The 23,327-nt window shown below is 66.4% G+C and carries 22 protein-coding genes and 9 tRNA genes; 8 read left to right on the top strand and 23 right to left on the bottom strand.

What is annotated here, in order from left to right:
* Position 1: 1 nt before the first annotated feature.
* On the bottom strand, positions 2–751 hold the full coding sequence (locus ACFOLC_RS09350; RefSeq protein ID WP_386758959.1) for a 3-deoxy-D-manno-octulosonic acid kinase: 750 nt from the start codon (positions 749–751) through the stop codon (positions 2–4).
* Between the two features lie 22 nt (positions 752–773).
* On the opposite strand from ACFOLC_RS09350, the gene ACFOLC_RS09345 reads away from it, so the two are divergent.
* A complete protein-coding gene (locus ACFOLC_RS09345) occupies positions 774–1,871 on the top strand; it encodes a glycosyltransferase family 9 protein (protein WP_386758958.1) in 1,098 nt (365 codons plus the stop codon).
* A complete protein-coding gene (locus ACFOLC_RS09340; protein WP_386758957.1) occupies positions 1,871–2,221 on the top strand; it encodes a hypothetical protein in 351 nt (116 codons plus the stop codon). The genes ACFOLC_RS09345 and ACFOLC_RS09340 overlap by 1 nt, the downstream gene beginning before the upstream one ends.
* A 14-nt stretch (positions 2,222–2,235) precedes the next feature.
* Here ACFOLC_RS09340 and ACFOLC_RS09335 read toward each other — a convergent pair whose 3' ends face one another.
* Positions 2,236–2,643: a DUF6165 family protein gene (locus ACFOLC_RS09335; protein ID WP_386758956.1), complete on the bottom strand. Its 408-nt coding sequence runs from the start codon at positions 2,641–2,643 to the stop codon at positions 2,236–2,238.
* 98 nt (positions 2,644–2,741) lie between these two features.
* On the opposite strand from ACFOLC_RS09335, the gene ACFOLC_RS09330 reads away from it, so the two are divergent.
* Together ACFOLC_RS09330 and ACFOLC_RS09325 are read left to right on the top strand one after the other, a co-directional pair.
* Positions 2,742–2,832 (top strand) — tRNA-Ser (locus ACFOLC_RS09330).
* 168 nt (positions 2,833–3,000) lie between these two features.
* On the top strand, positions 3,001–3,705 hold the full coding sequence (locus tag ACFOLC_RS09325) for a PP2C family protein-serine/threonine phosphatase (protein WP_386758955.1): 705 nt from the start codon (positions 3,001–3,003) through the stop codon (positions 3,703–3,705).
* A 53-nt stretch (positions 3,706–3,758) separates the two neighbouring features.
* Here the strand turns inward: ACFOLC_RS09325 and dnaQ are convergent, their stop codons facing one another.
* From dnaQ to ACFOLC_RS09310, 3 genes are read right to left on the bottom strand one after another with little or no spacing between them, the layout of a single operon-like run.
* A complete protein-coding gene (gene dnaQ / locus ACFOLC_RS09320; protein WP_386758954.1) occupies positions 3,759–4,502 on the bottom strand; it encodes a DNA polymerase III subunit epsilon in 744 nt (247 codons plus the stop codon).
* Positions 4,503–4,524: 22 nt separating this feature from the next.
* Positions 4,525–4,992 (bottom strand): ribonuclease HI, encoded by a 468-nt coding sequence (gene rnhA / locus ACFOLC_RS09315; RefSeq protein ID WP_386758953.1) that lies wholly within the window; start codon positions 4,990–4,992, stop codon positions 4,525–4,527.
* 7 nt (positions 4,993–4,999) lie between these two features.
* Positions 5,000–5,701 (bottom strand): hypothetical protein, encoded by a 702-nt coding sequence (locus ACFOLC_RS09310; RefSeq protein WP_386758952.1) that lies wholly within the window; start codon positions 5,699–5,701, stop codon positions 5,000–5,002.
* A gap of 98 nt (positions 5,702–5,799) precedes the next feature.
* Between ACFOLC_RS09310 and gloB the strand changes: the two genes are divergently transcribed.
* The 3 genes from gloB (at position 5,800) to ACFOLC_RS09295 (ending at position 8,679) form a co-directional block, all read left to right on the top strand.
* The gene (gene gloB, locus ACFOLC_RS09305; RefSeq protein WP_386758951.1) at positions 5,800–6,567 is read left to right on the top strand and encodes a hydroxyacylglutathione hydrolase; all 768 of its coding nucleotides are present in this window, start codon (positions 5,800–5,802) and stop codon (positions 6,565–6,567) included.
* A gap of 11 nt (positions 6,568–6,578) precedes the next feature.
* Entirely contained in the window at positions 6,579–7,781 is a 1,203-nt protein-coding gene (locus ACFOLC_RS09300; protein ID WP_386759042.1) for a lytic transglycosylase domain-containing protein, read from the top strand.
* A 103-nt stretch (positions 7,782–7,884) separates the two neighbouring features.
* Complete coding sequence (locus tag ACFOLC_RS09295; RefSeq protein WP_386758950.1) at positions 7,885–8,679, top strand: enoyl-ACP reductase FabI; 795 nt, start codon at positions 7,885–7,887, stop codon at positions 8,677–8,679.
* 86 nt (positions 8,680–8,765) lie between these two features.
* Here the strand turns inward: ACFOLC_RS09295 and ACFOLC_RS09290 are convergent, their stop codons facing one another.
* The 14 genes from ACFOLC_RS09290 to ACFOLC_RS09225 all read right to left on the bottom strand — a co-directional run bounded on the left by ACFOLC_RS09290 (position 8,766) and on the right by ACFOLC_RS09225 (position 18,827).
* A complete protein-coding gene (locus ACFOLC_RS09290; protein WP_386758949.1) occupies positions 8,766–10,757 on the bottom strand; it encodes a peptidyl-prolyl cis-trans isomerase in 1,992 nt (663 codons plus the stop codon).
* A 132-nt stretch (positions 10,758–10,889) separates the two neighbouring features.
* A tRNA-Asp gene (locus tag ACFOLC_RS09285) sits at positions 10,890–10,966 on the bottom strand.
* A gap of 100 nt (positions 10,967–11,066) precedes the next feature.
* A tRNA-Asp gene (locus tag ACFOLC_RS09280) sits at positions 11,067–11,143 on the bottom strand.
* Between the two features lie 40 nt (positions 11,144–11,183).
* Positions 11,184–11,258 (bottom strand) — tRNA-Val (locus ACFOLC_RS09275).
* Between the two features lie 13 nt (positions 11,259–11,271).
* Entirely contained in the window at positions 11,272–11,544 is a 273-nt protein-coding gene (locus tag ACFOLC_RS09270; RefSeq protein WP_386759041.1) for an HU family DNA-binding protein, read from the bottom strand.
* A 218-nt stretch (positions 11,545–11,762) separates the two neighbouring features.
* Positions 11,763–14,186 carry an endopeptidase La gene (gene lon, locus ACFOLC_RS09265; protein WP_386758948.1) on the bottom strand — a complete coding sequence of 808 codons (2,424 nt, stop codon included), beginning with the start codon at positions 14,184–14,186 and terminating at the stop codon, positions 11,763–11,765.
* 211 nt (positions 14,187–14,397) lie between these two features.
* Positions 14,398–15,690, bottom strand: coding sequence for an ATP-dependent Clp protease ATP-binding subunit ClpX (gene clpX, locus ACFOLC_RS09260; RefSeq protein WP_386758947.1), 1,293 nt, complete (start codon positions 15,688–15,690; stop codon positions 14,398–14,400).
* Positions 15,691–15,871: 181 nt separating this feature from the next.
* The gene (gene clpP, locus ACFOLC_RS09255) at positions 15,872–16,498 is read right to left on the bottom strand and encodes an ATP-dependent Clp endopeptidase proteolytic subunit ClpP (protein WP_386758946.1); all 627 of its coding nucleotides are present in this window, start codon (positions 16,496–16,498) and stop codon (positions 15,872–15,874) included.
* Positions 16,499–16,646: 148 nt separating this feature from the next.
* Positions 16,647–17,945: a trigger factor gene (gene tig, locus ACFOLC_RS09250; RefSeq protein ID WP_386758945.1), complete on the bottom strand. Its 1,299-nt coding sequence runs from the start codon at positions 17,943–17,945 to the stop codon at positions 16,647–16,649.
* Positions 17,946–18,211: 266 nt separating this feature from the next.
* Positions 18,212–18,296 (bottom strand) — tRNA-Leu (locus ACFOLC_RS09245).
* 90 nt (positions 18,297–18,386) lie between these two features.
* Positions 18,387–18,462 (bottom strand) — tRNA-Lys (locus ACFOLC_RS09240).
* A gap of 53 nt (positions 18,463–18,515) precedes the next feature.
* Positions 18,516–18,592 (bottom strand) — tRNA-His (locus ACFOLC_RS09235).
* A 28-nt stretch (positions 18,593–18,620) separates the two neighbouring features.
* Positions 18,621–18,697 (bottom strand) — tRNA-Arg (locus ACFOLC_RS09230).
* Positions 18,698–18,750: 53 nt separating this feature from the next.
* Positions 18,751–18,827 (bottom strand) — tRNA-Pro (locus tag ACFOLC_RS09225).
* 143 nt (positions 18,828–18,970) lie between these two features.
* On the opposite strand from ACFOLC_RS09225, the gene ACFOLC_RS09220 reads away from it, so the two are divergent.
* Complete coding sequence (locus tag ACFOLC_RS09220) at positions 18,971–19,735, top strand: Bax inhibitor-1/YccA family protein (protein WP_386758944.1); 765 nt, start codon at positions 18,971–18,973, stop codon at positions 19,733–19,735.
* A 62-nt stretch (positions 19,736–19,797) separates the two neighbouring features.
* Here the strand turns inward: ACFOLC_RS09220 and ACFOLC_RS09215 are convergent, their stop codons facing one another.
* The 4 genes from ACFOLC_RS09215 to grxC all read right to left on the bottom strand — a co-directional run bounded on the left by ACFOLC_RS09215 (position 19,798) and on the right by grxC (position 23,167).
* Positions 19,798–21,132, bottom strand: coding sequence for a Na+/H+ antiporter NhaC family protein (locus ACFOLC_RS09215; protein WP_386758943.1), 1,335 nt, complete (start codon positions 21,130–21,132; stop codon positions 19,798–19,800).
* Between the two features lie 164 nt (positions 21,133–21,296).
* Positions 21,297–22,304: an isocitrate dehydrogenase gene (locus ACFOLC_RS09210; RefSeq protein ID WP_386758942.1), complete on the bottom strand. Its 1,008-nt coding sequence runs from the start codon at positions 22,302–22,304 to the stop codon at positions 21,297–21,299.
* Positions 22,305–22,451: 147 nt separating this feature from the next.
* Positions 22,452–22,871, bottom strand: a complete 420-nt coding sequence (locus ACFOLC_RS09205) for a carboxymuconolactone decarboxylase family protein (RefSeq protein ID WP_386758941.1) — start codon at positions 22,869–22,871, stop codon at positions 22,452–22,454.
* Positions 22,868–23,167: a glutaredoxin 3 gene (gene grxC, locus ACFOLC_RS09200; RefSeq protein ID WP_386758940.1), complete on the bottom strand. Its 300-nt coding sequence runs from the start codon at positions 23,165–23,167 to the stop codon at positions 22,868–22,870. Before grxC ends, ACFOLC_RS09205 begins: the two co-directional genes overlap by 4 nt.
* Positions 23,168–23,327 lie beyond the last annotated feature (160 nt).

Below are 23,327 nucleotides of genomic sequence, written 5' to 3'. Positions count from 1 at the left end.
CTCAGTAACCTCGGTCCCAGGCCCGGTCGTAGGCACCGCGCAGCCGTGCGAAGTCACGCTCGACCTGCTCGACTGGATGCGCCCCGCGCAACTTCAGCAGCGAACGCCTGAGCCGTGCCAGGTTGCGCTCGCGCCAACCGGTGGCCGGGATGCGCATGCGGCCGCGGTCAAGGTCGATCACCCAGCCACGACCGGCCGGGTCGAACAGCAGGTTGTGCGCGTTGAGATCGGCGTGGTCGAGCCCGGCTCGGTGGCTGCGGGCGATCAGCCGCCCCGCCTCCTCCCACGGCGCGCCGTCGCCGGCGACCGCGGCACGATCGGCCAGCGTGCGCACGTCGTCGAGTCGCTCGAGCAGGATGGCGGCGTGGTAATGCAGGCCATCGCGGCGGTAATAGGCGGCGATCGGCCGCGGCACCGGCACCCCTTTCTCGGCGACGGCGCGGGTCAGGCGGAACTCGGCAAAGCTGCGGGTCTGCGCCGCGCCATGCCACCAGTAGCGGTCGCGATTGAAGCGCGCCACCACTCCTCCGCGCAGGTAGCGGCGCAACAACGTCGGGCCAAACGGCGCATCGATGAACCAGGCGCCGCCACGGCCGCCGCTGTCGACCGGGCGCGCGTGTTGACCCCAGAACGACGGCGAGAACCATTCCGGGCTCGCTTGCCGCACCCGGGCACGGTCGAACAGAATCGCACCGTAGCCGCTGTCGTCACGGAACGGCGTCAATTCTTCGGCAGCATCGAACCCCGTCATTCTTGGGAGTCTAACAATTCACGTGCACGCTGCACCCTCTACCACCGCAGCCCCCGCTTCGATCTGCCTGCTGCGCCTGTCCGCGCTCGGCGATGTGACCCATGTCGCGCCGCTGGTGCACACCCTGCAGGCGGCGTGGCCGCTGGCGCGACTGACCTGGGTGATCGGCAAGGGCGAGCACCGCCTGCTCGCCGGCCTGCCCGGCGTCGACTTCGTCGAATACGACAAGAAGACCGGTCTGGCTGGCATGCGCGCGCTGCGTCGCGAACTGCACGCGCAGCTCGGCGACGCCAGCTGCTTCGATGCGCTGCTGCAGATGCAGGTGGCCGCGCGCGCCAACCTGCTCTCGGCGTTCGTGCCGGCGACGCGCCGGATCGGCTATGACCGGTCGCGTTCCAAGGATCTGCACGGGCTGTTCGTCAACGAACGCATCCCCGACCGCCCGGGCATCCACGTGCTCGATGCGATCGGCAGCTTCTGCGAACCGCTCGGCCTGCACCAGGCGCAGGTGCGCTGGGATCTGCCGGTACCGGACGAGGCCCGCGCATGGGCCCGCGCCCAATGGCCGCAGGACGGCACGCCGACGCTGCTGGTCTCGCCGTGCTCCAGCCATGTGCGACGCAACTGGCGGGCCGAGCGCTACGCCGCGGTCGCCGACCATGCCATCGCGCAAGGCTGGCGGGTGGTGCTGTGCGGCGGCCGCAGCGAACTGGAGCGACAGACCACCGACGCGATCCTCGCCGCGATGCGGCAGCCGGCACTGGACCTGGTCGGCAAGGACACACTCAAGCAGCTGCCGGCCCTGCTGGAGCGCGGGCAGCTGTTGATGACGCCCGACTCCGGCCCGATGCACATCGCCAACGCCATGGGCACCAAGGTGCTGGGCCTGCACGCGGCCAGCAACCCGGCGCGCAGTGGCCCCTACAGCGACCGCCGCTACTGCGCCGACCGCTACGACGATGCCGCGCGCAGGTTTTTGCACAAACCGGCCGCCGATTTGCGCTGGGGCACCAAGATCGAGCACGACGGCGTCATGGACCTGATCACGGTCGACGACGGCATCGCTGCGTTCGAACGCTACCGCGCCGACCACCCGACACTCGATCACAGGAGCCGCTGATGGCCGCATGGTTCACCATCGTCGCCCCGTTGCTGCCCGAGCTGATCCGGGCCGCGCGGCCGATGTTCACCCGCAGCCGCGAGCCCACGCAGATTCCGCAGCAGATCCGCGAACTGCAGGACGCGGTCGACCACAACGACCAGGCCATCAAGACCTTGGCCAGCGAGATGGAGCAGACGTTGGCTGCGCTGAAGCAGGCGTCAGTCGATCTGGAACGCACCCTGGCCGGCCTGCAGCGCAGCCAGACCGAGCTGGAACGCCGACTCCGCGGTTCCCAGATCGTCTCGGCAGTGGCCGCAACGGCGGCATTGCTGGCCTTTGCGATCGCCGCCTACGCCCTGGCCCGCTGACCAGCGGGCCAGGCTTACGGCGCGTTGCCGGTCTTGTAGTCCTGGTAGGACTTTTCCTCGACGTAGGACGAGCCCAGCGCCAGGTTGATGTCCTTCTTGATGCGTGCGCGCTCGTCGTTCTCGAAATAGACGCTGCGCGCCAGCTTGACGAACTCGTCGTCGAAGGCCTGCGCCTTCTCCTTGATGCGGATGTCGTCCTCGATCACCCACAGGCGCTCGTTGACGGCCTTGAGCTGCGCGCGCAAGCGGGCGATATCGTTGCCCGCGGCCGGGTGCGCCATCCAGGTCCGCTCCAACGCCGACAGCTCGTTGCGGACGTTGACCAGCTTGGCCTCGTCGGTCATGCGCTCGGACTTGATCTGCAGGATCGCGATCTTGTCGAGCAGTTCACCAAAGGACACCGGAACCAGGATTTCGGACATGGCATCGTTGTTCGTTCAGGGGGACACAGTGTAGCCGGCCGGCGGGATACCTTGTCGCAGGCGCTTTCGCCCCGTATCATTATCGGCTCACTGCACCCGGAGAGGTGGCAGAGTGGTTGAATGTACCTGACTCGAAATCAGGCGTACGTTTATAGCGTACCGGGGGTTCGAATCCCCCCCTCTCCGCCAGATACGGATACGGGCCCACACGGGCCCGTTTCTTTTTTCGCGCCGCAGCACGCCTGCCCGGATGGAATCTGTCCCGATGGCATGGCGCCTTGCCTCACGGCCGTTCGACCACGATCATGCCGTTAACCGCCTTGAAGAGCCCGACGACGCGACCGGCATGATCCCCTCATGATCGAATTCGGACACCTGACGCACGTCGGCCTGCGCCGCGAACTCAACGAAGACACCTATTACGGTGACAGCGAGCTGGGCCTTTGGCTGGTGGCCGACGGCATGGGTGGCCACGAGTACGGCGAAGTCGCCAGCGCGCTGGCCCGCGAGGCCATCGTCCGCGAAATCCGTGACGGCACGCCGCTCGCCCAGGCGATCCGCATCGCCGACGAGGAAATCATCCGCACCTCCAAGCGCCGCAACGACGCGTTGCCGATGGGCACGACCGTGGTCGCGGCCCGGGTCAACGGCAACCGCTTCGAGGTGGCCTGGGTCGGCGACAGCCGGGTCTACCTGTGGCGTGACGGCCACCTGGCGCAGTTGTCGCAGGACCACAGCTACGTGCAGGAACTGATCGCCAACGGCGCGATCACCCACGAGCAGGCGCGCAGCCACCCGCACCGCAACGTGGTGACGCAGGCGCTGGGCGTGACCGACCCGCGCAACCTCAATGTCGAGACCATGACCGGCGAGCTCAAGCCGGGCATGCAGCTGCTGCTGTGCAGCGACGGCCTCACCGAGGAAGTCGACGACCGCAGCATCGCCAAGGTACTCGCCCACGACGACTGCAGCGCCCAGGAATGCGTCGACACGCTGGTCGCCGCCGCGCTCGACGGCGGCGGCTCGGACAACGTCACGGTGGTGCTGGTCCGCAACCACTGACGGTTGCGGCCGTGCTGGATCAGCCGGCGCATGCGCAACCGGCGGCGCCAGCCTCAGGCCAGTACCGGCTCGTTCGCCTCGGCGCCGGCTTCGACGGCCGCGAACTCGTCCCAGACGCACTTGCCGGCCTTCTTGCGCAGCTTTTCCAGTCGCGCCTGATGGGCGGCCTGTTCTTCGGCACTGACCTGCACCCGCGGCCGCGTTGCGCCCGCGAGCGTGCGGAAGCTGACGGTTTCCGGCGCTGCCGCCGATGCCTCGTCACCGAACCCGATCTCTTCCTGACCCGAGGTCAGCGCCAGATAGACCTCGGCGAGGATCTGGGCGTCGAGCAGGGCGCCGTGCAGCTGGCGGTGCGAGTTGTCCACGCCCAGTCGCTTGCACAGCGCGTCCAGCGAGTTGCGCTGGCCGGGGAAGCGCTGCCGCGCCATCAGCAAGGTGTCTTCGACCGTGCAGCGGTCGCGCAGGCGACCGTGCTGCGGGCCGAGCAGGCGCAGCTCGTTGTCGAGGAAGCCGACGTCGAAAGCCGCGTTGTGGATGATCAGCTCGGCGCCGTCGATGAAGTCGATGAACTCGTCGGCGATCTCGGCGAAAGCTGGCTTGTCGGCCAGGAACTCCAGAGTCAGGCCGGTCACTTCCTGCGCGCCTTGTTCGAAGTCGCAGTCGGGTTTGAGGTAGACGTGGAACGTGCGGCCGCTGGGGCGGCGCTCGATGTACTCCACGCAGCCGATTTCGACCACACGGTTGCCACGTTCCCAGCTCAGGCCGGTGGTTTCGGTATCGAGGATGATCTGCCGCATCGTCGGGGATTCTCGCATGGCCTCAGCGCACGGCGGCGGGTTGGCGGAAGCGCAACGCCTCGTTGCGGGCGAGCACATCGACCCGTTCGTTGTCGGGGTCGCCGGAATGGCCCTTCACCCACCGCCACTCGACCGTGTGCCGCTGCGCGGCCGCGTGCAGGCGCTCCCACAGGTCGCGGTTCTTGACCGGATCGCCACCGGCGGTTTTCCAGCCGCGGCGCACCCAGTTACCGATCCATTCGGTGATGCCCTGGCGCACGTACTGCGAGTCGGTCTGCAGCATGACCTCGCACGGCTCGCTGAGCGCCTCCAGCGCCATGATCGCGGCCATCAGCTCCATGCGGTTGTTGGTGGTGTCGGCTTCGCCGCCGGCCAGTTCGCGCTCGCGTCCGTTGTAGCGCAGCAGCGCGGCCCAGCCGCCGGGGCCCGGATTGCCGAGGCAGGCGCCATCGGTGTGGGCTTCGATGTGTTTCTTGGTATTCGATGTCATCGCGTCATTATCGCCGCACGCCGTCGCAGACGCTCGGATGGGTGACGCCGACGCGACTGGCCTGCCAGCGCAGGTTGCGCAGCGGCTTGGGCGGGATCAGTGCATGCACGCGCTTGTTGACGGTCAGCGCGACGCCGGCGCGCAGGCGATCCGCCGCGCCGACGCCGACCTCGCCGTGCGCCACGCGCCAATGCGGCCCCAGCCACTGCAGGCTGACCGTGTCGGCGGCAAACCCGGCCCGACGCAGCGCCGCCTGCCACACGCCCGGATCGCGCGCGCGCAGACCGCTGCGCGCCCAGCGCAGCCGGTACGGGCTCCACGGGTTGAGCACCGCCAGCCACAGCGTCCCGCCCGGTGCGAGCACGCGCGCGCATTCGTCCAGCAGCGGGTCGATCGGCACGTCGTCGTCCAGCGCATGCTGCAGCAGCACGGCGCCGAGCGCCTCGCTCGCCACCGGCAGCGGCAGGCGGCACTGCACGGCGCCGTGGAAACCACGCGTGTGGCGCCGCAACAGCAGGCCGCGACCGATCTCGGGCGGCGCCGCACCGCTGACGCCCAGCCACGCCCACGCCGCCGCCGGGCAGGCGGCCAACACCCGCAGCATCGCGGTCTCTTCGACCGCCAGCAGCCCCTGGCCGGGCTCGCTGCTGAACCAGGCCAACGCGCCGGGGTCGGCATCGGGTTGACGGGGTTGGGATGGCACGGGCATGGTCGGGACCGGTTCGGGTGGCCAGCGCCCATGGCGACGGCCAGAGCCCCGATTGTGCGGTACAGCCGCGTCTTCCAGGTAAGCCTTCCGAGCAACCCATGCAGCTGACGCCCCTGCCCGCACTGCGCGACAACTACATCTGGATCGCCGCCCACGACGGCGGCGGCCCAGCCGTGATCGTCGACCCCAGCGAAGCCGGCCCGGTACTGGCCGCCGCCGCGGCGGGGCTGGAACCGGCCGGCATCCTGCTGACCCACCACCACCCCGACCACATCGGCGGCGTCCCGGCGCTGCTGGCGCACTGGCCGCAGTTGCCGGTGATCGCCCCGGTCGACGAACGCATCACCACCGCCACCCGTCGGGTCGGGGATGGCGATACGGTCGAGCTGGGCAGCTGGCGCTTCGAGGTCATCGCTGTGCCCGGCCACACCCTCAGCCACGTGGCCTACGTCGGCGATGGCCTGCTGTTCTGCGGTGACACCCTGTTCAGCCTGGGCTGCGGGCGCCTGTTCGAGGGCAGTCCGGCGCAGATGCATGCGTCCCTGTCGCGCCTGTCGGCTCTGCCCGGCGACACCCGGGTCTGTTGCGGACATGAGTACACGCTCGCAAACGCGGCCTTCGCCCGCGTGGTAGAACCCGACAACCCGGCGCTGGCGCGCCGCATTGAGGAAGCTCAGGCCATGCGCGAGCGCGGACACCCCACCCTGCCCAGTACCATCGCCGGCGAGTGCGCCGCCAATCCGTTCCTGCGCGTGGACAGCGCCGATGTCCGGGCCGCCCTGCGCCGGCAGCTGGGTCGCGAGGTACGCGACAGCGTCGATGCCTTCGCCGAATTGCGGCGCTGGAAGGACGGGTTCGTCGCGTGAGTGGCACCCGCATGCGCCACCAGTGGGTGGCCGGGTTCGGCCTGGTCATCGCCAGCCTCACCGCGCCGGCGTTCGCTCAGACGGCCGCACCGATAGTCACGGCGGACGTAGCCGAGGCCACAAACGCTTCCGCCACGGCCGGCAACCGCAACGGCCGCGAGATCTACGAGCGTTTCCGCGGCGGCTTGGCCGACCCCGATTGCGATACCGACGACAGCTCCCCGCGCTGGCGCCAGCACTTCGCCAGTGCGCCCAAGCGCCTGGCGGCGCGCAACGACGATCTGCTGCCGCTGTTCGGCTACGTGGTCGAGGCCCTGCGCGAGGCGCACCTGCCGACCGAATACGCGCTGATCCCATTCGTCGAGAGCGGCTACCGCCCCGGCGCACGCAGCCCCAGCGGCCCGGCCGGCTTGTGGCAGATGATCGCCCTGACCGCACGCGACCACGGCGTGCCGATCCGCAGCGGCTACGACGGCCGCCTCTCGCCGATCGATTCGACCCGGGCCGCGGTGCGCTACCTCAAGACACTGCACGGCATGTTTGCCGGTGACTGGCGACTGGCGGTAATGGCCTACAACGCCGGCGAATACCGCGTGCTCGGCGCACTCAAGCGCAGCGGCCAGGCCGCGCGCAATGCCGAGCCGGCGCAATTGCCCGGTCTGTCCGACATCACCCAGGCCTACGTACGCAAACTGCACGCGTTGTCGTGCCTGATGGAGCAGGCCGACGACCGCGAGGAATGGTTGCGTGCGCTCGATCGTCCGGTACCGCGCCTGCAGGCGGTGGCGTTGCCCGCCGACGTCCAACGCATCGACCAGTGGGCCACGCGCAACGGCCAGGACGCCGCCCAGCTGTTGCGTTTCAATCCAGTCTTCGGTGACGGCCGCATCAGCAAGGCCGGCGGTGAACCGGCGCGCCTGCTCGCGGCCGCCGACATTCCCGACGATACCCGCGTCGCGGCAACGACCGTTTCGCAATCCGTCACGATGGGCGATGCCTCCAGCGCCGGGGTGTCAGGGGACCAAGCCCGCCAGCACACGGTCGTCCGTGGCGAAAACGTCTCGACCATCGCCCGCCGTTACGGCGTCAGCGTCGCCGACCTGCTGCAACGCAACGGCCTGCGCGCCGACAGCGTGCTGCGTCCCGGCAAGGTACTGGCTATCGACTCAGTCGCATTCACCGACAGCACCCGCGCAAAAACCGGCCTGCCCTGACCCTACGCCGGCGCATCGCCGCAACCGCCCGCTGTCGCCGGCTACACTAGAGCCTTTGCTCGACCGCACTCGCGGTCACGACTAAACAGAAAGGAACAGGCTCATGGGTTTTCTGCAAGGCAAGCGTGCACTGATCACCGGCATCGCCAGCGAGCGCTCGATCGCCAGCGGCATCGCCGAGGCCATGCACCGCGAAGGCGCGCAGCTCGCGTTCACCTACCAGAACGAGAAGCTCAAGACACGCGTCGAGTCCGCCGCCAGCGAGTACGGCAGCGACATCGTGCTGCCGCTCGACGTCAGCGATGACGCGCAGATCGCCGCCTGCTTCGACCAGCTCGGCCAGCGCTGGAACGACGGCTTCGACATCCTCGTCCACGCCATCGCCTTCGCCCCGCGCGAGGCGATCGCCGGCAACTTCCTCGATGGCCTGACCCGCGAGAGCTTCGCCATCGCCCACGACATCTCGTCGTACTCGCTGTCGGCCCTGGCCAAGGCCGCGCGCCCGCACATGCAGAACCGCAAGGGCGCGATCCTGACCCTGAGCTACCTCGGCGCCGAACGCGCGCTGTCCAACTACAACGTCATGGGCGTGGCCAAGGCCAGCCTCGAGGCATCGGTGCGCTATCTCGCGCTCAACCTCGGCCCGGAAGGTATCCGCGTCAATGCGATCTCGGCCGGCCCGATCCGCACCCTCGCCGCATCCGGCATCGCCGGCTTCCGCAAGATCCTCGGCCACGTCGAAAGCCAGGCACCGCTGCGTCGCAGCGTGTCGATCGACGATGTTGGCAACGTCGCCGCGTTCCTGTGCTCGGACCTGGCCGCAGGCGTGACTGGCGAGATCACCTACGTCGACGCCGGCTACAACATCGTCGGCATGACCGGTATCGACACCGAGTAAACCAGGAAGCGCATCGCGCTTCTTGCAAGCCGCGAACGAAAAAGGCCCGGCAATGCCGGGCCTTCTCGTTGAAGCGCAGCAACCGGTCAGAGATTGCGCTCGACCACGGTCACCTTGACCCGTTTGCGCAGCGCCGCGACCAGCACCTTGACGTCGTCGGCACCGCCGATCTGGGCGACCTGCTGCTGCAGCATCTCACGCTGCTGCGGCGGTATCGTCGCCGCATCGCCTGGTGTGACCTTGCTGACGGTGAACAGCACGGCGCGGCCGTCGCTCAGCACGGCCTGGCCCGGCGAAAGCTTGCCCGCGGCCGGCGCCTGCGCGGCGAAGATCGCCTCGGACACGCTGGCTTCCGGTAGCGGCATGCCGCGCGGCACGCCCGGCATTGCCTGCGGCGGCGGCAGTTGCTTCGACGCAGCCACGGCGTCCAGGGTCTCGCCGGCTGTCAGGCGCGCGAGCAGCGCATCGGCCTCCTTCTGCGCGGCCTGGCTGGCGCGGTCGGCGCGGATCTCGGCAATGATCCGATCACGCACCTGCGCCAGCGGCTGCGCGCGTTCCGGCGTGTGCGCAGTGACGCGGACCAACACGCTGTGCCCCGGGCTGATCTCGATCGGGTCGCTGACCGTGCCGTCCTGGATCAGGTTGTCGGAAAACGCTGCACGCAACACGGCCGGATTGGCGGCGATGCCCTGCGCACCGGTCTTGGCGGCGTCGCGGGTGATCGGACCGAGTTTCTGCAGTGGGATATTCATCGCGCGCGCGGCCGGCGCCAGTGAGGACGGATTCTTCAGCGTCAAATCGACCAGCTTGCTGCTGAACTCGCTGGCACTGCGCTCACGGTCGCTCTCAGCCTGTTCGCGTGCCAGCGCTTCGCGAGCCTGCTCAAAGGTTTCCTGCGCCCCAGCCTTGACCTCGCGCAACTGGATCACGTGCCAGCCGAAATCAGTCTTGATCGGCGCGCTCACTTCGCCGGCCTTCATCGCGAACAGAGCGTTCTCGAACGAACCGACCATCATGCCCTTGCTGACCCAACCCAGGTCGCCAGCGGCGGCCTTGGAGCCACTGTCGTCGCTGTTGGCAGTGGCCAGCGCGGCAAAATCGGCGCCGGCGGCCTTGGCCTGCGTCGCCAACTGCGCCGCCTTCTGCTCAGCCGCCTTCTGCGCGGCGGCATTGGCGCCTTCGTCGACGCGGACCAGGATGTGCGACGCCAGACGCTGCTCCTGCTCGACGAAGCGGTTCTTCTCCTGCTCGTAGCGCTGGCGCAGGGTGGCCTCGTCAGCCGGCGCGGGCGTCGGCAGGGTGGCGCTGTTGATCTCGACGTACTCCAGCGACACCGTCTCCGGCGCACGGTATTCGGCGACATGGCCGTCGTACCACTTCTGGATTTCAGCAGCATCGACCGGCGCCGTGTCAGCCACAGGTGGCAGCAACATCAACAGGTTGACGTCACGGGTCTCGCCCATCAGCTTGATCAGCCGCTCCATCTCGCCGGCAGTCACGAAGTTGCTGGTGCCCACGCCCATCGCCAACAGCGATTGCTGCAGGCTCTCGCGCACGCTCTGTTCGAACTGGCGCTCGCTCTGCGGTGGCACCTGCGAAGCCAGGGCCAGGCGGTAGCGGTCGTAATTGAACTTGCCGTCGACCTGGAACCCCGGAATCTCCTGGATGGTCTGCTGCAGCAGCGCGTCGCTGACGATCAGGCCGTCGTGCGAAGCCTTCAGCTGCTGCACGCGGGCGTCGATCAGGCTGTCGAGGATCGCACGCTTGTTCTCGACGCTCTCGAACGCGCGCGAGTCGAACGCTTCGCCCTGCTCCGCACGCTGACGCTGGCGCTCCTGCTCGAAGCGGTTGCGGAACTCGTCGACGCCGATCTGCTCGTGCTGCCAGAACACCGATACCGGCCACCACGACGGCGCCGACGACCACCAGCTCGGCGGCACGTCGATCTTCGCCACCGAGGTGTCGGTGCGCTGGCCGAGGTACTGCTCGATGCCGACAAAGGCGAAGGGAATGATCAACAGGCCCAGGATCACCGTGGCGATCCAGCCCGAGGTCTTGTCACGGAGTTTCTGCAGCATGTCCGGGTCGCGTCAGTCGTAAGCCGGACAGTTTAGCGCGCTTCCGCGCCGGCCATCGCCCGTCGTCGCGGTGACCCGCCGCCCAAGGGACAGGCAAAAAAGAAGGCGCCGTTTCCGGCGCCTTCAAAAAACTGGCGGAGTGGACGGGACTCGAACCCGCGACCTCCGGCGTGACAGGCCAGCATTCTAACCGACTGAACTACCACTCCACGTTTTGCAACTTCCGGCCATGCGACCGCGCCTGTCGGCAACGATTGCAATGCCCTCACTTAAAAGCAAAGGCGCCGTTTCCGGCGCCTTTGGTGAAACTGGCGGAGTGGACGGGACTCGAACCCGCGACCTCCGGCGTGACAGGCCAGCATTCTAACCGACTGAACTACCACTCCGCACTTTGAAACCTGAGCGTTCGCTGGCGTTGGTGCTTGATGGTGGGTGCTGAGGGTTTCGAACCCCCGACCCTCTCCGTGTAAAGGAGACGCTCTACCGCTGAGCTAAGCACCCGCGAGCGAGTTGCTTAGTTTACGGCATCCTTCAGCGCCTTACCAGCCTTGAAGGACGGATTCTTCGAGGCCTTGATCTTGATGGTCTCGCCGGTCTTCGGATTACGGCCCTGGCGCGCGGCGCGCTTGCGGACCTGGAAGGTGCCGAAGCCCACGAGCGTGACGGTGTCGCCCTTCTTCAACGCCTTGGTGATCGTGCTGATCACGGCGTCGACAGCATTGGCGGCATCGGTCTTGGACAGTTCGGCGGCGTCGGCGACGGCACCAACAAACTCAGCCTTGTTCATTCGTATTGACTCCCTGTGCGGATGTTGCCGCATGTTCTGAGAATCGGGACAGTCCACGCACGGCGAACTGCTCCGATCGACCTTGCCGCGCGCATGCTGATTTACAGCAGCGCGCGGTTGCGATCGTTATACCAGCGGCATTTTGGGGGTGCAAGCTTGAAAGCTAGCAATGACGGGCCTTCCAGCGCTTTTGATCGTTTTCCGACAAGTGGCTGCGATCAATGTTTGACGTCGGCCTGACTCACCGACTTGCTGCCGTCACGCACCGCCACCTCACCTTGACCCGACGCCGGCACCGGCGCGATCGGACGCTCCAGCGCGATGTCGAGTACTTCGTCGATCCACTTCGCCGAGACGATTTTCAGGCCCTGCGTCACGCTCTTGGGCAAGTCGACCAGGTCCTTGCGATTCTCGTCGGGGATGATCACCGTGCGGATGCCGCCACGTAGCGCCGCGAGGAGTTTCTCCTTGAGGCCGCCGATCGGCAGCACGCGACCGCGCAGGGTGATCTCACCGGTCATCGCCACGTCGGCCTTGACCGGGTTCTTGGTCAGCATCGACACCAGCGCGGTCGCCATGGCGATGCCGGCGCTCGGGCCGTCCTTGGGCGTGGCGCCCTCGGGCACGTGCACGTGCACGTCGTGCTTCTGCAGAAAGTCGAGATCGATGCCCAGCCGCTCAGTGCGCGCACGCACCACCGACAGCGCAGCCGACGCCGATTCCTTCATCACGTCGCCAAGCTGGCCGGTCAGGATCAACTGTCCCTTGCCCGGCACCAGCGTCGCCTCGATCTGCAGCAGGTCGCCACCGACCTCGGTCCAGGCCAGGCCGGTGACCAGGCCGATCTCGCTCTGCTCCTCGGCACGGCCGAAGTCAAAGCGACGCACGCCCAGGTATTTGTCGAGATTCTTGGACGTGACGTTGAGGGCGGCCTTCTTGGCCTTGGGGCCGGCCAGGGCGATCTCCTTGACGACCTTGCGGCAGATCTTGGAAATCTCGCGCTCCAGACTGCGTACACCGGACTCGCGCGTGTAGTAGCGCACGATGTCACGCACCGCGCTCTCGGCCACCTTCAGCTCTTCGGGCTTCAGGCCATTGGCCTTGATCTGCTTGGGCAGCAGATAGCGCATGGCAATGCTGAGCTTTTCTTCCTCGGTGTAACCCGGCAACCGGATCACTTCCATGCGGTCGAGCAGCGGCCCGGGGATGTTCAGCGAATTGGAAGTGGCGACAAACATCACCTCGGACAGATCGAGATCGACCTCGAGGTAATGGTCGTTGAACGAGTTGTTCTGTTCCGGGTCGAGCACCTCCAGCAGCGCCGACGACGGATCGCCACGGAAGTCCATCGACATCTTGTCGATCTCGTCGAGCATGAACAGCGCGTTCTTGCTGCCGACCTTGTTGAGGTTCTGCACGATGCGACCCGGCATCGAACCGACATAGGTGCGGCGGTGACCGCGGATCTCGGCCTCGTCGCGCACGCCACCGAGCGACATGCGCACGAACTTGCGGTTGGTGGCCTTGGCGATCGACTGGCCGAGCGAGGTCTTGCCCACGCCGGGCGGCCCGACCAGACACAGGATCGGCCCCTTCATCTGTTTCACGCGCGACTGCACGGCCAGATATTCGAGGATGCGGTCCTTGACCTTCTCCAGGCCGAAGTGGTCGGCATCGAGCACGTCCTGTGCAGCCTTGAGGTCCTTGCGCACCTTGGTGCGCTTCTTCCACGGCACGCCCAGCAGCCAATCCAGATAGTTGCGCACGACGGCGGCTTCGGCCGACATCGGCGACATCTGCTTGAGCTTGTTGAGCTCGGCGCGGGCCTTGGTTTCAACCGGCTTGGGCATGCCGGCCTCGGCGATCTTGCGAGCAAGCTCGTCGATGTCGTTGGGCGCATCGTCGATCTCGCCGAGCTCCTTCTGGATCGCCTTCATCTGCTCGTTGAGGTAGTACTCGCGCTGGCTCTTCTCCATCTGCGACTTGACCCGGCCGCGGATGCGCTTCTCCAGCTGCTGCACGTCGATCTCGCCATCGACCAGACCGACCAGTTGCTCCAGGCGCGCACCGACTGCGTGGGTATCAAGCAGTTTCTGCTTGTCGCCGATGCGCACGCCCAGGTGCGCGGCGATGGTGTCGGCCAGGCGACCGGGCTCGTCGATGCCGGACAACGTCTGCATCAGCTCCGGCGGCAGCTTGCGGTTGGTCTTGACGTACTGCTCGAACAGGCCCATCAGCGAGCGCGCGATCGCCTCGATCTCGCGCTCCTCGCGGTCGATCAGCGGCTCCACCACTTCCGCCCGCCCCGCAAGCGCGCCATCGTTTTCGACCACGTCATGCACGGCCACGCGCGACACGCCCTCGACCAGCACCTTGATCGTGCCGTCAGGCAGTTTCAGCAATTGCAGCACCTGCGCCAGCGTGCCGACCTCGTAGATGTCGTCGGCACCCGGGTCATCGGTCTCGGCCGACTTCTGCGCGACCAGCAGGATGCGCTTGTCGGACTCCATCGCCAGATCTAGCGCGCGGATCGACTTGTCGCGGCCGACGAACAACGGAATCACCATGTGCGGGAACACGACGACGTCACGCAGCGGCAAAACCGGCAGGGCCAGCGTCTCGCGTTCAGGGGAATCGGTCATGGATGGGGGCTCCGGATAGACGGGACCCGGGCAGCGGTCGCCCGGAAAGACGGCGGGCGCGATGGCCCCTGGCCACGGTTATGGGGGCCTGCGTGAAAGGATGCAAGCGGCCCGGATGCAACGATCCAGGCCAAGAAGGGAATCCATATTGAAATCAGCCGGTTACAGCTGATTTCAGGCACCACCTAAGGAGGCGGCGACGTGGCCGCATTCAGTCCGCGGCGGCGACCTTCGGCGCAGCCGCCGGCGGGGTCTGGTAGATCAGGTACGGCTCGGTCTTGTGGTCGATTACCGACTCGTCGACCACGACCTTGCTGACGTTCTCCAGCGACGGCAGCTCGTACATGGTGTCCAGCAACACCGACTCGACGATGGTGCGCAGGCCACGCGCGCCGGTCTTGCGCTTGAGCGCCTTCTTGGCGATCGCCTGCAGGGCGTCCGGACGGAACTCCAGCTCGACGCCCTCCATCTCGAACAGCTTCTTGAACTGTTTGGTGATCGCGTTCTTCGGTTCGGTCAGGATCGTGACCAGCGCGGCCTCGTCCAGCTCCTCGAGTGTGGCGACCACCGGCAGGCGGCCGACGAACTCGGGAATCAGGCCGAACTTGATCAGGTCTTCGGGCTCGACTTCGGCCAGGATCTTGCCGACCTCGACCTTGCGCTCGCTGCTCTTGACCTTGGCGCCAAAGCCGATGCCACCGGCCTCGGTGCTGCGCTGCTGGATGATCTTGTCGAGACCGGCAAACGCACCACCGACGACGAACAGGATGTTGCGGGTATCGACCTGCAGGAACTCCTGCTGCGGATGCTTGCGCCCGCCCTGCGGCGGCACGCTGGCGACGGTGCCTTCGATCAGCTTGAGCAGCGCCTGCTGCACGCCCTCGCCCGACACATCGCGGGTGATCGAGGGGTTGTCGGACTTGCGCGAGATCTTGTCGATCTCGTCGATGTAGACGATGCCCTGCTGCGCCTTGTCGACATCGTAGTCGCACTTCTGCAGCAGCTTCTGGATGATGTTCTCAACGTCCTCACCGACGTAACCGGCTTCGGTCAGCGTGGTGGCGTCGGCCATCGTGAAAGGCACGTTGAGCAGGCGCGCCAGCGTCTCGGCCAGCAGCGTCTTGCCCGAGCCGGTCGGGCCGACCAGCAGGATGTTCGACTTCGCCAGCTCGACGTCGTCGTTCTTCTGCCGGCTCTCGATGCGCTTGTAGTGGTTGTACACGGCGACCGCGAGCGTGCGCTTGGCGCGCTGCTGGCCGATCACGTACTGATCGAGCACTTCGAGGATCTCGCGCGGCTTGGGCAGGTGGCTGCGTGCCGACTGCGCCTTCTCCTCGAGCTCCTCGCGGATGATGTCGTTGCACAACTCGACGCATTCGTCGCAGATGAACACGCTGGGGCCCGCGATCAGCTTCCTGACCTCGTGCTGGCTCTTCCCGCAGAACGAGCAATAGAGAATCTTGTTGCTGTCGCCGGTAGTGCGGCCCTGTCGGTCGTCGCTCATGCTTGTGCCCAAGTGGTGCTTTTGGTGGTGCTCATGTCTTGAACCCGTCCTGAGTGGACGTGTTCAGGTGCTGCGGCCCGAGAATAACACAGCGCTCCGGCCCGTCCTGCGGGTCGGCTCTCGGGCCTGAAAAGTCGTCGGATCAACGGCTTGGCGGCAGCCGGCGGGTCAGGCCGGCTGATCACGCTGGCTGGATGGAGTCTTCCGGACGCCGCTCGAGCACCTGGTCGACCAGACCGTACTCGCGCGCCGCTTCGGCACTCTTGAAGTTGTCGCGCTCGGTATCGCGCGCGATCGTCTCCAGCGCCTGGCCGGTGTGCTTGGCCAGTATCTCGTTGAGGCGCTGACGCAGGGTCAGGATCTCGCGGGCGTGGATGTCGATGTCGGTCGCCTGGCCCTGGAAGCCGCCCAACGGCTGGTGGATCATCACCCGCGAGTTCGGCAGCGCGTAGCGCTTGCCCTTGGCACCGGCCGCCAGCAGCAGCGCGCCCATCGAGGCAGCCTGGCCGACGCAGATCGTGCTCACGTCCGGCTTGATGTACTGCATGGTGTCGTAGATCGCCAGGCCGGCGGTGACCACGCCACCGGGCGAGTTGATGTACAGGCTGATGTCCTTCTCGGGGTTCTCGGCCTCGAGGAACAGCATCTGCGCGACGATCACGTTGGCAACATGGTCGTCGACGCCGCCGACCAGGAAGATCACCCGCTCCTTGAGCAAGCGCGAATAGATGTCGTACGCGCGCTCGCCGCGGCTGGTCTGTTCGACCACCATCGGCACGAGGTTCAGGGCTTTGGTCCGGTTGTCCATGTTCGACGGCACCTTGGGGCTGTAGTGGGCGCTTGCGGGAAGCAATGTCCGGTCAAATTGGGGCCAACCGGAGCGGAGCGCAAGGGGCGCGTTCGTTGTGTCAATGATCGGACCACGGTGGATGCCCGCCGTGGTCCCGGTGCAGCGATTACTGGCGGATTGCCTCGCTGAACGACAGCGGCTGCTCGGTGTGCTGGGCGCGCTCGGCGATCCAGTCGATCACCTGCTCCTCCATCACCCGCGACTGCAGGCTGGACATCAGCTGCGCATCGTTGCGGTACAGCTCGATGACCTGCTGCGGCTCTTCGTAGGTGGAAGCGATCAACTGCATGGTCTCGGTCACGCGCTTGGGATCGAGCTTGAGCTCGTTGCGACGCGCGATCTCGCCGACCAGCAGGCCGACCAGCACGCGCTTGCGGGCCGCATCCATGAAGCCCTGATGGGCGTCGGCCGGGATCTCGCCGATCGCACGGCCCTGACGGCGGGCCTGTTCGATGGTCTGACGGGCCATGTCGCGGGCCTCGTTCTCGACCAGCCTGGGCGGCATTTCGACCTGCGCATAGGCGGCGATGAGCTGCTCGCCGACTTCGCGGCGCAGGCGGGTCATCAGCGCGCCCTTGAGCTCGCGCTCGAGGTTGCTGCGGATGTCGTTGCGGAACTGGGCGACGTCACCGCTCTTGATGCCGAAGCTCTTGATGAAGGTGGCATCGACTTCCGGCAGAACCGGCTCGGACACCTTGGTGGCCTTCAGGTGCACATTGACCTTCTTGCCGGCGAACTGCGGCACGCGCCAGTCGGCCGGGAATTCGATCTCGGCCAGTTTTTCCTCGTCGACCTTGAGGCCAACCAGGGCCGCCTCGATTGCCGGGAACATCGCGCCCGAACCGATGGCAGTGGCGCCGCGCTCGACGCCCTCAGCCGGCAGACGCTCGTCACCGATCTGCGACCAGGTCTCGACCTCGACCGCATCACCGGTCGTCGCGGCACGTTCCACCGCGTTCCAGCTGCGGCGCTGCAGGCGCAGGTTCTCGATCATCGCGTCGATGTCGGTGTCGCTGACCTGCGCGGCGTGACGGATCACGTTGAGCTTGGCGACATCAATGTCGCCGAAGTCCGGCACCACCTCGAAGGTGGCGACATAGGCCAGCTCCGTCTGGTCGGCGGCCGGCACGATCTGCGGGTTGCCGGCGATCTGCAGCGACTCCTGACGCACCGCGTTGCTGAAACCCTCGCGCAGCAGGCCGTCGAGCACCTCGGCGCGGACCTGCTCGCCGAAGCGCTGCTCGATCACCTTGGCCGGCACCTTGCCGGGACGGAAACCCTTGATCTTGGCACCGCGCGCAATCTCGCGCAGGCGACCATCGACCACGCTTTCCAGGCGATCCGCCGGGAGGCTGAAGGTCATGCGGCGTTCAAGGTTACCGAGCGTTTCGACCGAAACTTGCATATCCACTCCTGCCACCGCGGCAGCCGGCCGCGGCACGATGTTGATGATCCTGTCCGACCGCTGGTCGGGCACGAGGGGCCGTCGCCCGCCAGCGGAACGGGATAGTTTCGCTGATTACGGCCGCCGCCGCCAGCTTGTGGACGGACCGGGCACGAAGTTAGCCCGGCGGCCTGCGTGGACCTGTTGCACCTTGAAACCGGCTCGTTCAGCTCGCCACTCGCGAGCGCTCGCTCGGACTGCACTGGCCGCTAGGAGGTAAGGCGGGCTGGTGCGAAAGGCGGGACTCGAACCCGCACGCCGTTAGGCACTGGAACCTAAATCCAGGGCGTCTACCAATTCCGCCACTTTCGCATTGCCGCCGGACGCGGTCGCCGCGGCGGCATTCTAGGCCGGGTCGCGGACAAGAAAAAAGCACCTGGCAGAGCCAGGTGCTTTCCGGATTGGTGGGCCGTCAAGGATTCGAACCTTGGACCTATTGATTAAGAGTCAACTGCTCTACCAACTGAGCTAACGGCCCGGAACAACGTAGAAGCGAAATCATAACAACTTGAATCGATTTCGCCAAGTGATTGGGGTGGCTGAGGGGACTCGAACCCCCGACATCTGGAATCACAATCCAGTACTCTAACCAACTGAGCTACAGCCACCATAAAGCTTGGATACCGCATCGACGTTTGGCGCGCCCGGCAGGAATCGAACCTGCAACCACCGGCTTAGAAGGCCGGTGCTCTATCCGGTTGAGCTACGGGCGCCAGTCTTCAATCTTAACTGACGCGCCGTTTCGGAACTTGCCACAGGGTCCGGATGGTCGGGGCAGAGGGATTCGAACCCACGACATCCAGCTCCCAAAGCTGGCGCTCTACCAGGCTGAGCTATACCCCGAAGCCGGGACTTCCGTTGCGCGCCAACGCCGCGAAAGGCCGACTAGTTTGGGTGGCGCGCCGGCCGCTGTCAACGAGCAGCCGCTCTCTGGTTGTGCCGTTGTATGCTCGAGCTCTCACACTGACCAGGGAACAGGGGGCAACATGATGATGCGCAGCGGCAATCCGGCCTTGAAGGAAAGCACCTTTCTGGACCTCGCCAGCGGCACGGTGGTACGCCGCGACAGCGACACCATGTCCCTGAACGGCACGGTCAACAAGACCGGCGTCTTGCTGTTGCTGTGCGTGCTCACCGCGGCATTTGCCTGGAACCAGGTGCAGTTCACCTCCGCCGGCGTGGTCGGCGCCGGTCCCTATGTCTGGGGCGGCGCGATCGGTGGGCTGGTGTTGGCCCTGATCACGACCTTCAAGAAGGAATGGTCGCCGGTCACGGCGCCGCTGTACGCGCTGGTCGAGGGCTTCTTCCTCGGCGCCATCTCGGCGATGTTCGAGCAGCGCTTCCCGGGCATCGTGATGCAGGCGGTGATGCTGACCTTCGGCACCCTGTTCGCCCTGCTCTTCGCCTATCGCTCGGGCCTGATCAGGGCCACCGAGAACTTCAAACTGGGCGTGGTCGCCGCCACAGGTGGCATCGCCCTGGTCTACCTGGCCACCATCGTGCTGGGTTTCTTCAAGATCAATATCCCCTTCATCCACGAGTCGGGGTTGATCGGCATCGGTTTCAGCCTGTTCGTGGTGGTGATTGCCGCGCTGAACCTGGTGCTGGACTTCGACTTCATCGAAACCGGCGTCGAGCAGAACGCGCCCAAGTACATGGAGTGGTACGGCGCGTTCGGTCTGATGGTCACGCTGGTGTGGCTGTATGTGGAGTTCCTGCGACTGCTGGCCAAGCTGCAATCACGCGATTGACCTCGCGCCTGCTGGCGATGTGAAAAGGGGCGCGATTCGCGCCCCTTTTCACATCTACTCGATCATGCCCCGGCGACCGACGCCGGTCGCGGCTGCCGTTTACGCGACGGCCACAACATCGCCACGATCGTGATCGCACCGAGCAACCAGCTGTAATGCACGCTGCCGGCGAGGGCGAGCGGTGACACCGCCCCCAGCGACGCCGCCAGCAGGATCTGCGCGCCATAGGGCAGCACGCCCTGAGTCACGCAGGCGAAGATGTCGAGCACGCTGGCGGCGCGTGCCGGCGGCACGCCGTGCTGCTGGGCAATGTCTCGGGCCAGGCCGCCGCTGATGAGGATCGCGACGGTGTTGTTGGCGGTGAACACATCGGTGGTCGCCGACAGCGTGGCGATGCTTATTTCGCCGGCGCGGCGACTCTTGTGGCCGCGCGCGAACCGGCCGATTACCTTGGCCACCCAGGCCAGGCCGCCGGTCGCTTTCAGCAGCGCGCCGAGACCGCCGACCAGCAGCGACAGCAAGGTGATCTCGACCATGCTCTCGAAGCCTTCCCAGATGTGGTTGGCGTAGGCCGCGACACCGAACTCGTCGGTGAAGAACGCACCGAACAGGCCGGCGATGACCAAGCCCAGGCTCAGCACGATGATCACGTCGACACCGGCCAGCGCGAGGCCGAGCACGATCAGGTACGGCAGGATCAGCCACGGCGAAACCGGATCGAGCGTCTGCACCGGCGCGGTTTCGCCGACGAAGCCGAGCACCACCAGGGTGAGCAACGCCGCCGGCAGCGCCAGCTTGAGGTTCTCGCGGAATTTCTCGCGCATGGTGCAGCCCTGTGTGCGGCTGGCAACGATGGCGGTGTCGGAGATCACCGACAGGTTGTCGCCGAAGGTCGCGCCGCCGATCACCGCGCCCAGCACCAGCGCTCGGTCGAGGCCCGAGGCATCGGACACGCCCAGCGCAATCGGCGCGACCGCGGCGATCGTGCCCATCGAGGTCCCCAACGACAGCGAGATGAAGCCGGCCACCACGAACAATCCCGGCAGCAACAGCGCCGGATGCACGTTGCCGATGCCGAGCGCGACGATCGCATCGACCGCGCCGATCGCCTTGGACACTTCGACGAAGCCGCCAGCGAGCAGGAAGATCAGGCACATCAGCACCACGTTGTGGTCGCCCATGCCCGACAGCAGCGTCTCCAGCGGCTTGAGCCCGTGCCGCCAGGCGATGAACGCGGCCAGCGCCAGCGCCGGCAGGATCGCGACCGGCGCGCGCAACTGGTAGAACCCCATCGCCTCGCCGTGCGCGGTGAAATACAGGCCGGCCCCGAAGAACAGTGCCAGGAACAGCAGCAGTGGCGTCAGCGCCAGGGAGCTCGGACGGACCGGTTCATTCATCGCTTTATCCGAATGGATTTGAAAACACGCCAATTTTGCAGTGCAGCACGGGCGCTGTCGAGTCCATGGACAGAACGCAGGCGGGTCACCCATGCCCCCTGCGGGGCCTCCAAAACAGAACGGGGCGCCCAAGGCGCCCCGTCCATGGATCACTGGATGGCCGGTTAGATCCAGCTGGCGATCGCCTGGGAGAAGGACATCGTGTTGCCGCTGCCGCCCAGGTCCGGGGTCAGCGAGTCCTTGGCCTCGAGCGTGGCGATGATCGCCGCGCGCAGGCGTTCGGCCTTCTCGGTCTGGCCGAGGTGGTCGAGCATCTGCGCCGCGCCCAGTAGCAGCGCGCACGGATTGGCCTTGCCCTGGCCGGCGATGTCCGGCGCGGTGCCGTGCACGGCTTCGAAGATCGCCGCGTCGGTGCCGATGTTGGCGCCCGGCGCCAGGCCCAGGCCGCCGACCAGACCGGCGCACAGGTCGGAGATGATGTCGCCGAACAGGTTGGTGGTGACGATGATGTCGAACTGCTCCGGGCGCATCACCAGCTGCATGCAGGTGTTGTCCACGATCATCTCGTTGCACTCGATGTCGGGGTACTCGGCGGCGACGGTGCGCGCGGTCTTCAGGAACAGGCCCGAGGTCGACTTGAGGATGTTGGCCTTGTGCACCACCGTGACCTTCTTGCGACCGGTCTTGCGGGCCAGGTCGAAGGCGTAGCGGACGATGCGCTCGGAGCCGCGACGCGTGACCTTCTGCGTGAGCAGCGCGGTCTCGCCGTCCTCGGACAACGACTGGCCTTCGCCGATGTAGGCGCCTTCGGTGTTCTCGCGCACCGTGATCAGGTCGACGCCGTCCGGGAAGCGCGACTTGGTGTTCGGGAACGACTTGGCCGGACGCACGTTGGCGTACAGGTCGAAGCGCTTGCGCAGCTCGACGTTGATCGAGCTGAAGCCCTCGCCGACCGGCGTGGTCAGCGGGCTCTTGAGCGCGATTCGGTTCTTGCGGATCGAATCCAGCGTGGCCTGCGGCAGCAGCTCGCCGTGCTTCTCGAGCGCGACCAGGCCGGCGTCGGCGAACTCGTACTGCAACCCGAGGTTCATCGAGTCGAGCACGTGCAAGGTGGCGTCCATGATTTCCGGGCCGATACCGTCGCCACGGATCACCGTAATGGTCTGCGTCATAAGGGATTTCTTCCAGCTGATGGGCGCGGTGTACGAAGTACGGCGCCGAATGGTTAGCCCATTAATTATGCCGGAAGCGGTCCCGGCCTGCAGGCGCGGAACCCCGTGACTTTGGTCGAAGCCCGCTGTAGCGGGCTTTCAGGGGCCTCAGCCGTGGTCGTGGCCGGCCGGTGCGGCGGCTTCGCCCTGCTCCAGTCGATCGAGAAAATCGACCGCACGACGCAGGTGCGGGATCACGATCGAACCGCCCACGACCAGTCCCACCGAGAACGCCTCGAACATCTCGTCGCGGTTGACGCCGGCCTCCTTGCACTGGGCGACGTGGTAGCTGATGCAGTCGTCGCAGCGCAGCACCAGCGACGCGACCAGGCCCAACAGCTCCTTGGTCTTCACGTCGAGCGCGCCGGCCTGGTAGGTCTGGGTGTCGAGCGCGAAGAAGCGGCGCACGACCTGGTTGGGTTCGGCCAGGATGCGCTCGTTCATGCGCTTGCGGAATGCGGTGAACTCGGCGAGGCGGTCGCCTTCGTTCGCGTCGGAAGACTCGCCCTCGGTCTTGCCAGCGCTCATGCCACGTCCCCGGCCAGCAGCGGTTCCAGCCCGCCCTGGCGATGCAGCGCGATCATGTCGTCGTAGCCGCCGACATGGGTATCGCCGATGAAAATCTGCGGCACGCTGGTGCGCCTGGTCCGCGCCAGCATCTTCTCGCGCTCGACCGGATCCAGGTCGATGCGGACCTCGGTCCAGTGCTGCCCCTTGCTCTTGAGGAAGTTCTTGGCCGCGACGCAATAGGGGCAGATCGCAGTGGTATAGATGATGATCTCGGGCGCGGTGGCGGTGCGCTCGCTCAAGACGCTGTTGTTCAAAACGGTTCTCCTGCAGGAACTCATGAATGCGGCTGTGGTCGAATATGGGCCCGCGCCGACCCCATTTCCAGCCCATCCGCGGAATACTGAAGTTCCACGCACGCACCCGGCGCGGCGGGCCCGGGCCGATCCAGCCGGTTTAGTTAACTTGCGATTCACC

The organism is Lysobacter cavernae, assembly GCF_042648505.1.
Classification (GTDB): domain Bacteria; phylum Pseudomonadota; class Gammaproteobacteria; order Xanthomonadales; family Xanthomonadaceae; genus Lysobacter_L; species Lysobacter_L cavernae.
The sequence above is the reverse complement of the archived record's forward strand: the minus strand, read 5'-3'. Positions and strand labels throughout refer to the sequence as shown.